This is a genomic window from Streptococcus pseudoporcinus LQ 940-04 (assembly GCF_000188035.1).
Lineage (GTDB): Bacteria > Bacillota > Bacilli > Lactobacillales > Streptococcaceae > Streptococcus > Streptococcus pseudoporcinus.
Genome location: NZ_AEUY02000005.1, coordinates 984,732 through 998,185, shown reverse-complemented (window position 1 = coordinate 998,185; position 13,454 = coordinate 984,732). Strand labels below are relative to the sequence as shown.

General features: G+C 38.8%; 14 protein-coding genes. All 14 read right to left on the bottom strand.

The genetic code is table 11. From position 1 onward, the window contains the following. Nucleotides 1-96: 96 nt before the first annotated feature. On the bottom strand, nt 97-684 hold the full coding sequence (locus STRPS_RS06235; protein ID WP_007892173.1) for a glucosaminidase domain-containing protein: 588 nt from the start codon (nt 682-684) through the stop codon (nt 97-99). Further along, nucleotides 681-1,436 (bottom strand): M15 family metallopeptidase, encoded by a 756-nt coding sequence (locus tag STRPS_RS06230; RefSeq protein WP_007892185.1) that lies wholly within the window; start codon nt 1,434-1,436, stop codon nt 681-683. Before STRPS_RS06230 ends, STRPS_RS06235 begins: the two co-directional genes overlap by 4 nt. After that, nucleotides 1,426-2,133 carry a histidine phosphatase family protein gene (locus STRPS_RS06225; RefSeq protein WP_007892112.1) on the bottom strand — a complete coding sequence of 236 codons (708 nt, stop codon included), beginning with the start codon at nt 2,131-2,133 and terminating at the stop codon, nt 1,426-1,428. Before STRPS_RS06225 ends, STRPS_RS06230 begins: the two co-directional genes overlap by 11 nt. Before the next feature lie 129 nt (nt 2,134-2,262). After that, nucleotides 2,263-2,412, bottom strand: coding sequence for a CsbD family protein (locus STRPS_RS06220; RefSeq protein ID WP_007892114.1), 150 nt, complete (start codon nt 2,410-2,412; stop codon nt 2,263-2,265). Nucleotides 2,413-2,502: 90 nt separating this feature from the next. Then, entirely contained in the window at nt 2,503-3,840 is a 1,338-nt protein-coding gene (locus STRPS_RS06215; RefSeq protein ID WP_007892085.1) for a PFL family protein, read from the bottom strand. A gap of 14 nt (nt 3,841-3,854) precedes the next feature. After that, nucleotides 3,855-4,121 carry an ACT domain-containing protein gene (locus tag STRPS_RS06210; RefSeq protein WP_007892117.1) on the bottom strand — a complete coding sequence of 89 codons (267 nt, stop codon included), beginning with the start codon at nt 4,119-4,121 and terminating at the stop codon, nt 3,855-3,857. A 353-nt stretch (nt 4,122-4,474) separates the two neighbouring features. Beyond that, nucleotides 4,475-4,711: a GlsB/YeaQ/YmgE family stress response membrane protein gene (locus tag STRPS_RS06205; protein WP_003085174.1), complete on the bottom strand. Its 237-nt coding sequence runs from the start codon at nt 4,709-4,711 to the stop codon at nt 4,475-4,477. Nucleotides 4,712-4,775: 64 nt separating this feature from the next. Next, nucleotides 4,776-5,711 (bottom strand): DMT family transporter, encoded by a 936-nt coding sequence (locus STRPS_RS06200; protein ID WP_007892123.1) that lies wholly within the window; start codon nt 5,709-5,711, stop codon nt 4,776-4,778. Nucleotides 5,712-5,882: 171 nt separating this feature from the next. Next, on the bottom strand, nt 5,883-7,322 hold the full coding sequence (gene gatB, locus STRPS_RS06195; RefSeq protein WP_007892144.1) for an Asp-tRNA(Asn)/Glu-tRNA(Gln) amidotransferase subunit GatB: 1,440 nt from the start codon (nt 7,320-7,322) through the stop codon (nt 5,883-5,885). After that, nucleotides 7,322-8,788 carry an Asp-tRNA(Asn)/Glu-tRNA(Gln) amidotransferase subunit GatA gene (gatA, locus tag STRPS_RS06190; RefSeq protein WP_007892111.1) on the bottom strand — a complete coding sequence of 489 codons (1,467 nt, stop codon included), beginning with the start codon at nt 8,786-8,788 and terminating at the stop codon, nt 7,322-7,324. Before gatA ends, gatB begins: the two co-directional genes overlap by 1 nt. Then, on the bottom strand, nt 8,788-9,090 hold the full coding sequence (gatC, locus tag STRPS_RS06185; protein WP_007892147.1) for an Asp-tRNA(Asn)/Glu-tRNA(Gln) amidotransferase subunit GatC: 303 nt from the start codon (nt 9,088-9,090) through the stop codon (nt 8,788-8,790). The genes gatA and gatC overlap by 1 nt, the downstream gene beginning before the upstream one ends. Nucleotides 9,091-9,285: 195 nt before the next feature. Then, entirely contained in the window at nt 9,286-11,931 is a 2,646-nt protein-coding gene (gene ppdK, locus STRPS_RS06180; protein ID WP_007892082.1) for a pyruvate, phosphate dikinase, read from the bottom strand. A 22-nt stretch (nt 11,932-11,953) separates the two neighbouring features. Next, the gene (locus STRPS_RS06175; RefSeq protein WP_007892076.1) at nt 11,954-12,760 is read right to left on the bottom strand and encodes a pyruvate, water dikinase regulatory protein; all 807 of its coding nucleotides are present in this window, start codon (nt 12,758-12,760) and stop codon (nt 11,954-11,956) included. 12 nt (nt 12,761-12,772) lie between these two features. Further along, nucleotides 12,773-13,402, bottom strand: a complete 630-nt coding sequence (locus STRPS_RS06170; protein WP_007892104.1) for a helix-turn-helix transcriptional regulator — start codon at nt 13,400-13,402, stop codon at nt 12,773-12,775. Nucleotides 13,403-13,454: the final 52 nt, after the last annotated feature.

Here is a 13,454-nt window from a genome sequence, read left to right as displayed (position 1 = left end):
ACAAGACTGCTAACTTATAGTTCTATTATACTCCTAATATCCTAGCTGTCAAGAAAAAAACTTAAAAAATTAGCACTCTTTTTTTAGAGTGCTAATTTATTGATCAAATTGAGTCAAATCGTTGTCTTCAATAACCTTTATCAGTTTATTAGAATAATCTTTATCGTAAGAATAGATGTAATCTTCAAGAGCCTGGGCGGGAGCCTTATAGCCTTCTTGTGTGGCTAATTCCCGATAAAGGTGTTTATCCCAAACTTGTCCTTTACGTAGAGTTGAGAAATAATCAGCAATTGAGTTCTGCCAATCAGGGTAACGAGCGAAACGAACGAAGCTATCTTTTGATTGAGAAGCCACGGTTTTTGAAACATATAAGTTTGCAAATGCTTGGCCAGACCTAGTTTCCATACCGAATAAATTATGATAACGTGAAGCTAAAAGGGTTTGACCATTCTGACTTTCCAACAAAATTTGACCAATGATAATCGATGATCGGATACCATAAACTTTGGCATAAGGGATAACTTCCTTGCTTATTTTATGTATGAATTCCTTTTGCGTATAAGGAACGTTTACCCTTTTATAAGCTTGATTAGCATGACTATTAATAATTAGCGGAAAAACACAAATCAGTAGAAAGAAGGCAAGTATTGTTAAAAATACAGGTAATTTCAATCGCGCTCTCATTGTTTCTCCTTCAAAACCTTAATATATTCTTCTAAAGAAAGGTTATGCTTTGTCATATATGCTGCCGATTCCTTACCTACATAGCGATAATGCCAATCTTCATACCCAACACCAGTACTTTCTTTTTTGTCCTCTTTAAACCGCAGCACAAACCCATACTTGGGCGCTAAATCAACAATTTGTTTAACAACTGCTGGATCGCTTTGATTTAACTGGTCAACCGTACTCATGTCAATAGCCAGACCAGTCTGATGTTCACTAGAACCAGCTGGTTGAGAGTAGGTTTGAACCAGTTTTTCCGCTGCTTCTTGTGTTAGATTGGGATCCTTTGCCATTTCCTGAGCAAGGTAGGTTTGGTAAAGCTGCGCCTGATACTCAACACTTCTATAACCAGAAATGAGATGTTCCTGAGGATTAACAGCCTGAGCTGCCGCTAAAAAATCAGCTGTAGCCTCCGCAATCCTTTTATCCACATAGACCCCATTAATCTCCGCGAGTTCCGGATTCATTTCTTCTTTTGTATGGTCCCGATTCACTAAAACCAACTCCCAATCTTTAACTGAAACCTTGGGTAAGTCACTATTAGTCTTCGAACTACTCTTTGTATTTTCCTGCGTGATAGTCTGACTCTCTTGAGCCTTTTTAGGGTTTAAAAGAGTAGAATCTCCCTTAATAAAGATATACAAGCAAAAAGCAAACAAAAGCAGGGCTAGGACCTGCATCAAAAAAAGTAATAACTTATTATTTTTCATTTGATATTTTTTCTATAATTTCTTGACCACGATAACGATAGCTCATATCACCAATGGCTTTAATGTAGAATTGGCCATCTTCAAAGTCAACAATAGTGACACTGCCATTATCAATAAATTGTTTTTCACGGTTAGGATCAATCAACCACATAAAGGTTCCAATTGTCATCCCATGACTAACTACGATGGCATTGCCACCTCCAGAATTTTCGATGGACAAGGCAATAGCCTCAAAACCTTCATAAATACGTTTCTTCAAAACATCCCATGGCTCAGCCCAATTAGCAGTATCGACCTCAACGATACTTTCAGCCAATTCAGAATATGGGACCTCACGCATATCTTTCTTACCTTCAAAGGCTTTAGTTCTTGGTAAAACACCCATGAATAGCTCTGCATCATAAGCTCCATCTAGGCTACCAAAACACCATTCCCGAATTCTTTTGTCTCTAGTATAGGGGAGGAATTCATTTTCAGATTCCTTAAGTATAATCTCCATAGTCTGCATTGTTCTTCCAGAATCGCTGGAGAAAGCTGCTTTAAAAGGAATAGCTGCATCTTTTAAACCAAGACCTAGTTCTCGGATTCCTTCTTCACCTTTTTTAGTTAAGGGGGTATCACTCCAACCTTGAGCACGTCCGATTGTATTAAACATGGTTTTCCCATGACGGGCAATATATAATCTCGTTTTCGACATCTTAAACCTCCCAGATTCTATACATAATAAGATTATAGCATGATTTTGCTTCTACAGGCAATCAAATCAATACTTAAGATTATTTGCCATTAATGAAAAGGCATCACTTAAGTAATGCCTTTCATAGGTTTATTTTTCAAATTTTTGCTTGATTTTCTCAATTTCCTTTTCAACCAAGCCTTCAACTTCTAACTTTTTATCACCGAGGACTTTTCCAGCAACTTCTTTAGCACGGCCTTTAACTTCTTCAAATTTAGAATCTACTTTTTCTTCTGTCATTGTACAATCCTCCTTTTATTTCTTAAAATCTTATCATTTAAAAGGAAGATTTTCAAGGAAAAACAATCCCAACAGGTTAACTGGTCTACATTAATTTTTAAAACTATGAATTGGGGCAGGGATCTGTCCACCACGTGCAATAAAATCTGCTGAGGAATTTTTATTGACAGACATGACCGGTGCCATTCCCAGTAAGCCACCAAACTCAATCAAATCACCCACTTGACCTTTAGGGATAATCCGAACCGCAGTGGTCTTCTGATTTATCACACCAATTGCCGCTTCATCAGCAATCATTGCTGCAATAGTCTGATAAGGTGTATCCTCTGGAATAGCAATCATATCTAAACCAACTGAGCAAATAGCCGTCATTGCTTCAAGTTTCTCAAGATTTAGCGCACCATTTTGGACAGCTGCAATCATTCCCTCATCCTCTGATACTGGAATAAAGGCACCTGATAGACCACCTACTTGATTACAGGCCATGACACCACCTTTTTTAACAGCATCATTGAGCAAAGCTAAGGCTGCAGTAGTTCCGTGCGTCCCCACTGTTTCTAAGCCCATTTCCTCTAAAACACGGGCAACAGAATCTCCTACTGCTGGCGTTGGCGCTAAAGACAAGTCAACAATACCAAATTTAACGCCTAAACGTTGGCTAGCCATTTGCCCTACCAACTGACCAATACGAGTAATTTTAAAAGCCGTTTTCTTAACTGTTTCAGCTAAAACATCAAAACTTTCCCCACGAACTTTTTCCAAAGCACGCTTAACAACACCAGGACCAGACACCCCAACATTGATGACTACATCAGCCTCCCCAACACCGTGGAAAGCACCTGCCATAAAAGGATTATCTTCGACAGCGTTAGCAAAAACAACTAATTTAGCGGCTCCTAAGTCTGATTTTTGGGCAGTTTCTTTAATAATACGGCCCATATCAGCGACTGCGCTCATATTAATTCCCGACTTAGTCGAACCAATATTGACAGAAGCACAGACTTTTGACGTTTCTGCTAAGGCTTGAGGAATCGAATTAATCAAAATATCATCACCTTTTTGGTAGCCTTTTTGCACCAAAGCAGAAAAACCACCAATGAAATCAACACCAATTTCATGTGCAGCTTTATCCAATGCTTTTGCTAGGGGTAAATAGCTAGTAGCATCTGTTGCAGCCCCAATCAAAGCAATAGGTGTAACAGATACCCTTTTATTAACGATAGGTATCCCCAGTTCAGCAGCAATCTCATCTCCAACTGCTACTAGATTTGAAGCTTTCTTCGTAATTTTTTGGTATATTTTCTCTGCTGCACGATCAATATCGGGATCAATACAATCTAAAAGGGAAATTCCCATGGTAATGGTTCGAATGTCAAAGTGTTGCTCCTCAATCATTTCGATGGTTTCACGGACTTGTCTAATATCCATTGGTCAATATCTCCTTATAGATTATGCATAGCATCAAAAATAGCTGTACTTTGGATATTAATCTTCACCTGAAGGCTCTCCCCAAAAGCATCAAACTCTTTGCGTAACTGAGAAAAATCTTCCTTACTGTCACTTGATACAAGAGCCATCATTGTAAAATAATCATTTAATACAGTTTGTGAAATATCGTCAATATTTAATCCTAGATCAGCAATCTTTCCAGAAACCCCGGCGACAATACCTCTATTATCCTTTCCGATAACTGTAATAATAGCTTTCATGAAGCACCTCCTTATATTTGTTACATTTTACCACAAAAAAAATCATTATTCTAGACTACTTAGCCTCTTGTGCACCTTGATTACATCTTGATGTCAAATATCACAAATTTGGCAAATTTTGTTACCAAATTGATAGGTCATTTCAATATTACTTTTCTATAATGATGCTTGGGCAACCAATTAAAAAGATAAGACAATTTAAAAGTTGCTGATCACAGCACCCCTTCTCTAACTAGGGGTGCCTTTTTTAGCTTAGGTCAATCTTTTTTCAGCAACTCCTAAAAATGATTTATAGGTAGCTGCTAAAATAGGGCTATCGGTAAATTGAGAAAAAGCCCACTTCCTGTGGACTTTTACTTTTTACCTATTAAATATGATACCAACACAACAATAATGGCTGCACCAATGATAGAGGGGAAAAGTGCCATACCTGCTAAATGAGGGCCCCAATTCCCAAAAAGACGTTGCCCCACGTATGAACCTGCAAGACCTGCTACTATGTTAGCTAAACAACCCATCTGTCCGCCTTTTTCTGTAATTTTTCCAGCAATCATTCCGATGATAGCGCCGACGATTAAAGATCCAATCATAACTTTCTCCTTTTATATTTTCCATATTATAACATAATCTAACTTTATGAGTAGAAAACCAAACTCAGATAGGTAAATTATCATCTTCATTCATTTTTCTAAGGCTACGCATGATAAGCCAATCTCGATACGAAATCAAAAGAACTGAAATCAAAATCAACAGCATTCCTAGAAGGTCAATCGGATAAAAAACTTCTTTTAAAAGAAGAATCGCAAAGCCAACAGAGACAACTGGTTCAACAGAGGCTAACAGACTACCATTAACAGGCCCGACCAAAGCTGTGCCTTTCAAAAAAACAGTATAAGCAAAGATAGTCCCTATACCTATTAATCCAAACAAAGCTAAAAGATTATCCCCACTTAATGATAGTGGATATTGCCAGGCTTGTGTAACAAGTGGGAAAAAGAGTCCTGAAAAAAGCATCCCTAAGCCAATCACGACCAAGCTTCCCCATTTTTCAATCAGCCGGATCGGAATAATAATATATAGAGCTGCGGTTATTGCTGCCAGCAAGCCCCAAGCTAAGCCCTTTGGGGTGATAGCTAATTGCGACAAATGAGCATGAGTAGCAATAATCAATGTCCCTAGGATTGCCAGAACCATTGAAAAACATTCACTTAACGACGGCCATCTTTTTTCTACAAGCGAAACATAAATCAAAATAAAAATCGGCGATAAATATTGAAGAACCGTTGCCGTTCCCGCATTAGTGTATTGAATAGCGTTTAAATAAGCATATTGGTTCATTAACAAACCAAAAATAGCAAATAAAGAAATAGCAATTAGCAGTTTAGGGGTAGTGAGTATTTTCTTAACATTGCTTTTCTGTGTGACTAAAGCTAAACCACATAAAAAAAGTCCCGACACTAATAAACGTAATGACGTTAATAGATTAACATGGATGCCATGGCTCATCAAATATTGTCCTGAAACGCCGGAGATACCCCAGGCTATTCCAGCAGACAAAACCATGATACTTCCACTCCACTTTTTGGACATAACTGCTCCTTCTCTTAAGTAACTAATCCTAGTGTAACACAGTTGCTTTGTCTTTGAAAGGGCTCTATTTTGTCAATACTGCTCTGTCGCTCACTAATAATATAAGCTCAGCCCACAATAAAAAGGAAGCAAAACTTCCTTTTTATTGTCAATCTACTTTCACATTTGTCATTAATCTAATAGTTTTTGTAATTCTTGTGCTAACAACTGTTGAGCAACCTGTGGATTAGCTTGACCTTTAGTTGCTTTCATAAGGAAGCCAGTGAAAGCTTTATCTGCATTACGTTTGCCAGATTTAAAGTCAGCAACCGCTACTTCATTAGCTGCAAAAACCTGATGAATAATTGGAATTAAGACGTCTGGATCTGAGATTTGCACTAAGCCTGCTTCTTGGACATATTGACGAGCAGACCCACCGTTTTTAGCTAAGTGAACAAAGACTTTTTTAGCTATTTTAGATGAAATCGTACCATCTGAAATCAACTGAATCATTTCCACCAAATTATCTGGCGTTAGTTGAATCGTATCAATTGTTTGGTCCTGAGAATTAAGGTATTGTGCAACTTCGCCTTGTAACCAATTAGAAACTTGCTTAGCATCTCCACCAACAGCAACTGCTTGTTCGAAGAAATCAGACAAAGCTTTGCTTGCTGTTAATTGGTTTGCATCATAGTCAGAAAGACCTAGTTTTGTGACATAGTTGGTACGACGCTGAGCTGGAAACTCTGGTAATTCTGACCGCATCTCTTCAATCCAAGCATCATCAATTTCATACAAGGGTAGATCTGGTTCTGGGAAGTAACGGTAGTCCGCAGCACCTTCTTTAACCCGCATTAAAATTGTTCCTTTATTAGCTTCATCATAACGACGTGTCTCTTGTCGAATAATCCCACCTGAACGCAAGATTTTAGCCTGTCGTTCAACTTCGTACTCCAAACCCTTACGGACATTAGAGAAAGAATTGAGGTTTTTCAACTCAGTCTTAGTGCCAAATTCCTCTTGACCATATGGACGAAGTGAGATGTTAGCATCTACGCGCATTGAGCCTTCTTCCATTTTCACATCAGAAATTCCGGTATACTGAATGATTTCTTTAAGGGCTGTGAGGTAGGCGTAGGCTTCCTCAGGTGAGCGCATGTCTGCTTCTGAGACAATTTCAATTAAGGGAACACCCTGGCGATTGAGGTCAACATAGGAGTAGCCATCTGTTCCGTGGGTATTTTTCCCTGCATCTTCTTCTAGGTGAGCTCTTTCAATTCTAATTTTTTTCTCAGTTCCATCTTCTAGCCTGATATCAATCCAACCATTATAGCCAATAGGTTCGTCAAACTGAGAAATTTGATAAGCTTTGGGGTTATCAGGATAAAAATAATTCTTGCGGTCAAAGTGCATGTTTTTATGAATAGCCATATTAAGAGCCAGCGAAGCTTTGATTCCCGCATCAATAACACCCTTGTTCATAACTGGTAAAACACCTGGGAAAGACCAGTCAATGACATTGGTGTTTGCGTTAGCTTCTTGCCCAAAATGCGCCGAAGAAGGTGAGAATATTTTAGAATTGGTATTCAATTCGACGTGAACTTCTAGTCCAATAATTGTTTCAAAATTCATTACTTGTCACCTCCAAAAATAAGTGGCTGTTGCTTATGGTAATCTGTACTGGCCTCAAAAGCTGCTGCTGCTTGATAAATTGTTTCTTCACTGTATTTTGGTCCAATTAACTGTAAGCCAACTGGTAAGCCATCGGCAAATCCTGAAGGAATTGATATCCCTGGCAAGCCAGCTAGATTGACTGGGATCGTCAATAAGTCAGCTAAGTACATCGAAACAGGATCATGATTGAGGGTATCAAGCCCAAAAGCAACTGAAGGTGTCGTTGGTCCAAGGATAAGGTCGTAGTTGGCAAACACTTTGGCAAAATCCTCAATAATCAAGGTACGAACTTGACCAGCTTTTTTGAAGTAAGCATCATAGTAACCAGAAGATAGGCTAAAAGTACCTAACATGATTCGACGTTTCACTTCATCACCAAAGCCTTGGCTACGCGTTTGTACATAGATGTCATCTAAAGATTTTGCATTCTCAGCCCGGAACCCATATCGAATCCCATCAAAACGTTGTAAATTCGATGATGCTTCTGAGGAAGCAATAATATAATAGACCGCTACTCCGTACTTACTATGAGGAAGACTAACTTCTTCAACAAGAGCTCCTAATTTTTCAAACTGTTTAGCAGCTTCTAGAATGTTTTCTTTGATTTGAGGATCAATGCCTTCTCCCAGATATTCTTTTGGAAGGGCAATCTTCATTCCTTTTATATCTTGACCAATCTTGCTAGTATAGTCAGCTACCCTGACAGGCGCCGAAGTCGAATCTTTTTCATCTGGACCAGCAATGGCATTCAGCAGGTAAGCATTTTCACTAACCGTTTGCGAAATAGGCCCAATTTGATCCAAGGAAGAGCCAAAGGCAATTAAGCCATAACGGGAAACCGTTCCGTAAGTTGGTTTCATTCCCACAACACCATTAAAAGCTGCTGGTTGACGAATAGAGCCACCTGTATCCGAACCTAGAGAGAGACGAACTTGTCCTGAAGCAACTGCTGTCGCAGAACCACCTGACGATCCTCCAGGAACTCTAGTCTGATCCCAAGCGTTCTTAGTCTTCTTAAAATAGGAAGTTTCCGTTGAGCCCCCCATGGCAAATTCATCCATGTTGGTTTTCCCTATAACAATCATATCTTTAGCAAGAGCATTATCAATGGCTGTCGCGTTAAAAATCGGCTCATAATTGTAAAGCATTTTTGAGGCAGCTGTTGTCAGGATACCTTTGGTCGAAATATTATCTTTTACAGCAAAGGGGATTCCCGACAAAAGATTATCAGCATCAATACCTTTATCATCTATTGCTTGTGCTTGAACTAGTGCTGAATCTTCACTAATTGTAATAAATGAGCTAATGCTATCTTCACGTTTTTTAATATCTTCAATTGTAGCAACTGTTAATTCTTTGGCAGAAATTTCTTTTTTTACTAATAAGTCATGTAATTCTGCTAAATTTTTAGTGTTCAAGGACATTAGGCATCTCCTCCATCTTCTAAAATGGCAGGTACTTTGATAAAGTTATTTTCTTTTTCTGGTACATTTTTAAATAAGAGTTGACGATCTGTGCCAGTTTGAGCTATATCTTGTCGCATCACATTTTTTCGGTCAGCCATAGTCGTCGTAATAGCAACACCTTCTGTGTCAACTTCATTTAATAATTCAATCATATCAACAATTTTCGTTAGGCTAGTAGCAAATGCACTAGTCTCTTGATCAGAAAATGTTAATTTTGATAAAGTGGCTACGTGGCGCACTTCTTCTTCAGAAATTTTCATCATTTCTCCTTAGTTCTATTTTTACATAGTCCTATTCATTATATCACAATTGCCACCTATTCAGCTAGGGTACTAATCTTCATTTCTTAACAAAAAAGTAAGTCTAGAAAAAGACGGGTGTCTTTTTCTAGACTTACGCAATAGCCTTTTACAAATCTCATCTATCTTGACCTAATAATGCCTACTTAAGAAGGTTTATTGATTACGACTAGAACTATTTCCCACCTGGCTAATCTTAGCCTGAGCCGCTGCTAATTTAGCAATTGGTATTCGAAACGGCGAGCAAGACACATAGTTTAAACCTTGTTGATAACAGAAGCTTACTGTCGCTGCTTCACCGCCATGCTCTCCACAAATCCCCATTTTCAAATCGTGCTTAGTTTGACGGCCAAGTTTAACAGCCATTTCTAGTAAACGACCGATACCTTTTTGATCTAAGACTTGGAAAGGATCTTTATCAAGAATTCCCTTTTCGCTATATTCACCTAAAAACTTACCAGCATCATCACGAGAAAAGCCAAATCCCATTTGCGTTAGGTCATTAGTCCCAAAACTGAAGAAATCTGCTTCTTGTGCAATCTCATCAGCAGTTACACAAGCGCGCGGAATTTCAATCATCGTACCTATCCTATATGTCATGCTTATCCCTGCTTCTTCCAATTCTTGATCCACCGTTTCAGTAATTAATTGACGAAGAATACGTAATTCATCAACAACACTGACTAAGGGGACCATAATTTCTGGAGCTACGTGATAGCCTTCTTGGATAGCCTGGATAGCTCCTTTAGCAATGGCACGAGCCTGCATCTTATAGATTTCTGGATAGGTAATCGCCAAGCGGCAACCCCGATGTCCCAACATCGGATTAAATTCTGATAAGTCGCAGATACGCTTTTCAAGGAGGTGGGTACCCAAGCCAAGCTGATGAGCTAGTTTAGTAATAGAGGGAGTGTCTTGCGGTAAAAATTCATGTAAAGGTGGATCCAGTAAACGAATAGTACATGATTTGCCATCTAGTGCTTTAAAGAGTTCATAGAAATCCCCCTGTTGATGAGGTAATAATTTTGCTAAAGCTTTTTCACGAGTTTCAAGCTTGTCAGCCACAATCATTTCACGAACAAGTTGGATGCGCTCTTCATCAAAGAACATGTGCTCAGTCCGACATAAGCCGATTCCTTCTGCACCAAATTCCAAAGCTTTGCGAGCATCACGCGCATTATCAGCATTAGACCGTACCTTCATGTCACCTTCCTCGTCAACCCAAGACATGAAGGTTCGAAAATCACTGTCAAGATTTGTTGCCGCCATCGGGACTGAACCAATATAAACAGCCCCTGTTCCGCCGTCAATTGATAAGAACTCCCCTTCTTTAATAGTCGCTTGATCTATTCTTATTTCTTTGCGCACTTCGTCAACCAAGAGCTGACTACAACCTGCAACACAGGGTTTCCCCATCCCTCGTGCAACTACTGCTGCATGTGATGTCATACCACCTCTAGCTGTGATAATTCCCTTGGCAGATACCATACCCTCAATATCTTCTGGAGATGTTTCTTGTCTAACAAGAATAACTTCCTTACCTGCTTTAGCTTCTCTAACAGCATCAGCAGCATGGAAATAGACTTGTCCAGAAGCTGCTCCAGGAGATGCTGGAAGTCCAGTTGTGAGGCACTCAGCTCTTTGCACGTCATCAGGAGCAAAAGTAGGATGTAAAACTTGTTCAAGTTGACTAGGTTTGATACGCATAATGGCATCTTTTTTACTAATTAAACCTTCTCTAACCTGATCAACAGCAATCTTAATAGCAGCCTTTGCTGTACGCTTACCATTCCGAGTTTGTAACATGAAGAGCTTTCCTTTTTCGATTGTGAATTCAACATCTTGCATGTCGTGATAATGCTTTTCCAGTAATTGAGTAGTCTTTAAGAGTTCTTGATAAATATTAGGCATATCTGCTTTAAGCCGTTCAATACTTTGAGGGGTCCGAATGCCAGCTACAACATCTTCTCCTTGGGCATTAATCAGGTATTCTCCAAATAGCTTATTTTCTCCAGTTGAAGGGTTACGCGTGAAAGCAACTCCTGTTCCGCTGTTTTCGCCCATATTACCAAAGACCATCGCTTGAATATTAACGGCCGTTCCCAAAGTTTGCGAAATATCATTTAATCGCCGATAGACCTTAGCCCGGGGATTATTCCAAGATTTAAAGACCGCTTCAATAGCTAATACCAATTGTTCTTTGGGATTTTGTGGGAATACTTCTCCAGTTTCTTCTAAGTAAATATTTTTGTATGCGGTTACAATTTCTTGTAAATCCTGACTACTTAGTTCCGTATCTTCTTTGATGCCTTTTGCTTCTTTCGCCTTCTCTAAGACGGCATCAAATTTATCTTTTGAAATACCAATAGCAACATCCGCAAACATTTGGATAAAACGACGATAAGAATCGTAAGCAAAACGATCATTCTGCGTTACCGCAATTAAACCTTGTACACTCTTGTCATTAAGCCCTAGGTTAAGGATCGTGTCCATCATTCCTGGCATAGAAAAGACAGCACCCGAGCGAACAGATACCAAAAGGGGATCCTGGTCACTTCCAAGGCATTTTCCTTGCTCTTTTTCTAAAAAGATTAAAGCTTGATCAATCTCTTGTAAGATTTCTGGACGGATTAATTCTCCATTATCATAATAATCATTACAGGCTTCTGTTGTAATGGTAAAGCCCTGAGGCACTGGTAGACCAATAGCTGTCATTTCAGCTAAATTAGCCCCTTTACCACCTAGCAAAGATTTCATATCTTTATGACCTTCTGAAAAAGGATATACAAACTTTCCTCTCATGTTTTCCTCCAATTTAAAACTATTATCTTTCCAATATCTCCAAAATGATAGTTGCTGTTTCTTCAATGGCTTTATCAGAAACGTCAATAATCGGACATTTTAACTGTCGCATAAGTTCTTCTGCATAGTTAGTTTCTTCATAAATACGGTCAGCATTGGCGTAAGAAATTGAACTAGAAATTCCCATTGATTTCAGTCGCTCCTTTCGAACTTGGCTCAGTCGCTCTACTGAATTGGTCAAACCAATAATTTTTTTAGGATCAATCTCATAAATTTCCTTTGGTAGTGGCACTTCTGGAATTAAGGGGATATTAACAACTTTGATATGTTTGTCGGCAAGGAACATGCTTAAAGGTGTTTTTGATGTCCGAGAAATTCCTAAAAGGACTAAATCTGCTAGTAGAATACCTCGGGGATCTTTACCATCATCATATTTCACAGCGAACTCAATAGCTTCAACACGTCTAAAATAATCTCTATCCAGTTTCCTTAAAAGTCCTGGTTGACCTAGAGGTGACAAGCCAGAAATTTTTGACATAGCCTTAATAACGTTGGATAAGAGGTCAACATAGACAAAATTTTCCTCTTCTGAACGTTCCTGAGCATAGTTAGCAAGCTGATCATCCACCAAACTAAACATCAGGCAAACATTTTTGGTTTTAGCTTTTTCAAACACATCATCTAAAAGTTCTTTCGTGTTTATGTAGGAAAAACGTTCAAACTGCCAATTGTCATGTTGAGGAAATTGTTGCATACAAGCATTAGCAATAACTCTAGCCGTTTCTCCTAAGGAGTCAGAAATAATATAGAGTGATAATTGATCGTCCATAGCGCCTCCTTCTTACTCTTTTAGCTCTAAAAAGAGTTTTGTAATGATCGTCTTAGAGAATTTTCCGACCACACGGGCTTTCCCATTCTCTGCTAAACGAATAACTGGCAAACTGTCAACTTGTCGTTGAACGAGTTTTTCGGTGGCTTCAAAAACGACGTCAGATTCCAGAACAGTTGCGATATTTGGCACGCGAGTCATTATCATACCTATCGGAATTTTGGATAAATCGCCACCACCAATACTAGCTTTGAGTAAATCTTTGCGTGAAACTACACCACAAAGGAAACCATCGTCATCTAGAATAAAAGCACAACCTGCATCCTCCATAAAAATTTTGACAATCACCTCATATACTGATTCCCCCTGATGTGACGTCAAAGGTATCCCCATAATATCTGATACTCTCATATCTTTAAAATGGTAATATTCGTTTCTTTGATTTTCCAGTCCTATGTAAAAGTATCCGACTTTTGGTTTAGCATCTAAAAGCCCTAGCATGGTTAAAACAACTAAGTCCGATCGAAGAGCTGCACGCGTTACGTGTAACAAATCAGCAATTTTTTCACCTGTAATCGGTTGATTTTCCTGGACAATTCGACTAATCTCTTCTTGTCTTTTAGTTAATTGAATAATACTCACCACCTTCTTTAATGTGCTATACTATTTATTATATAGTGTATTATAATATATC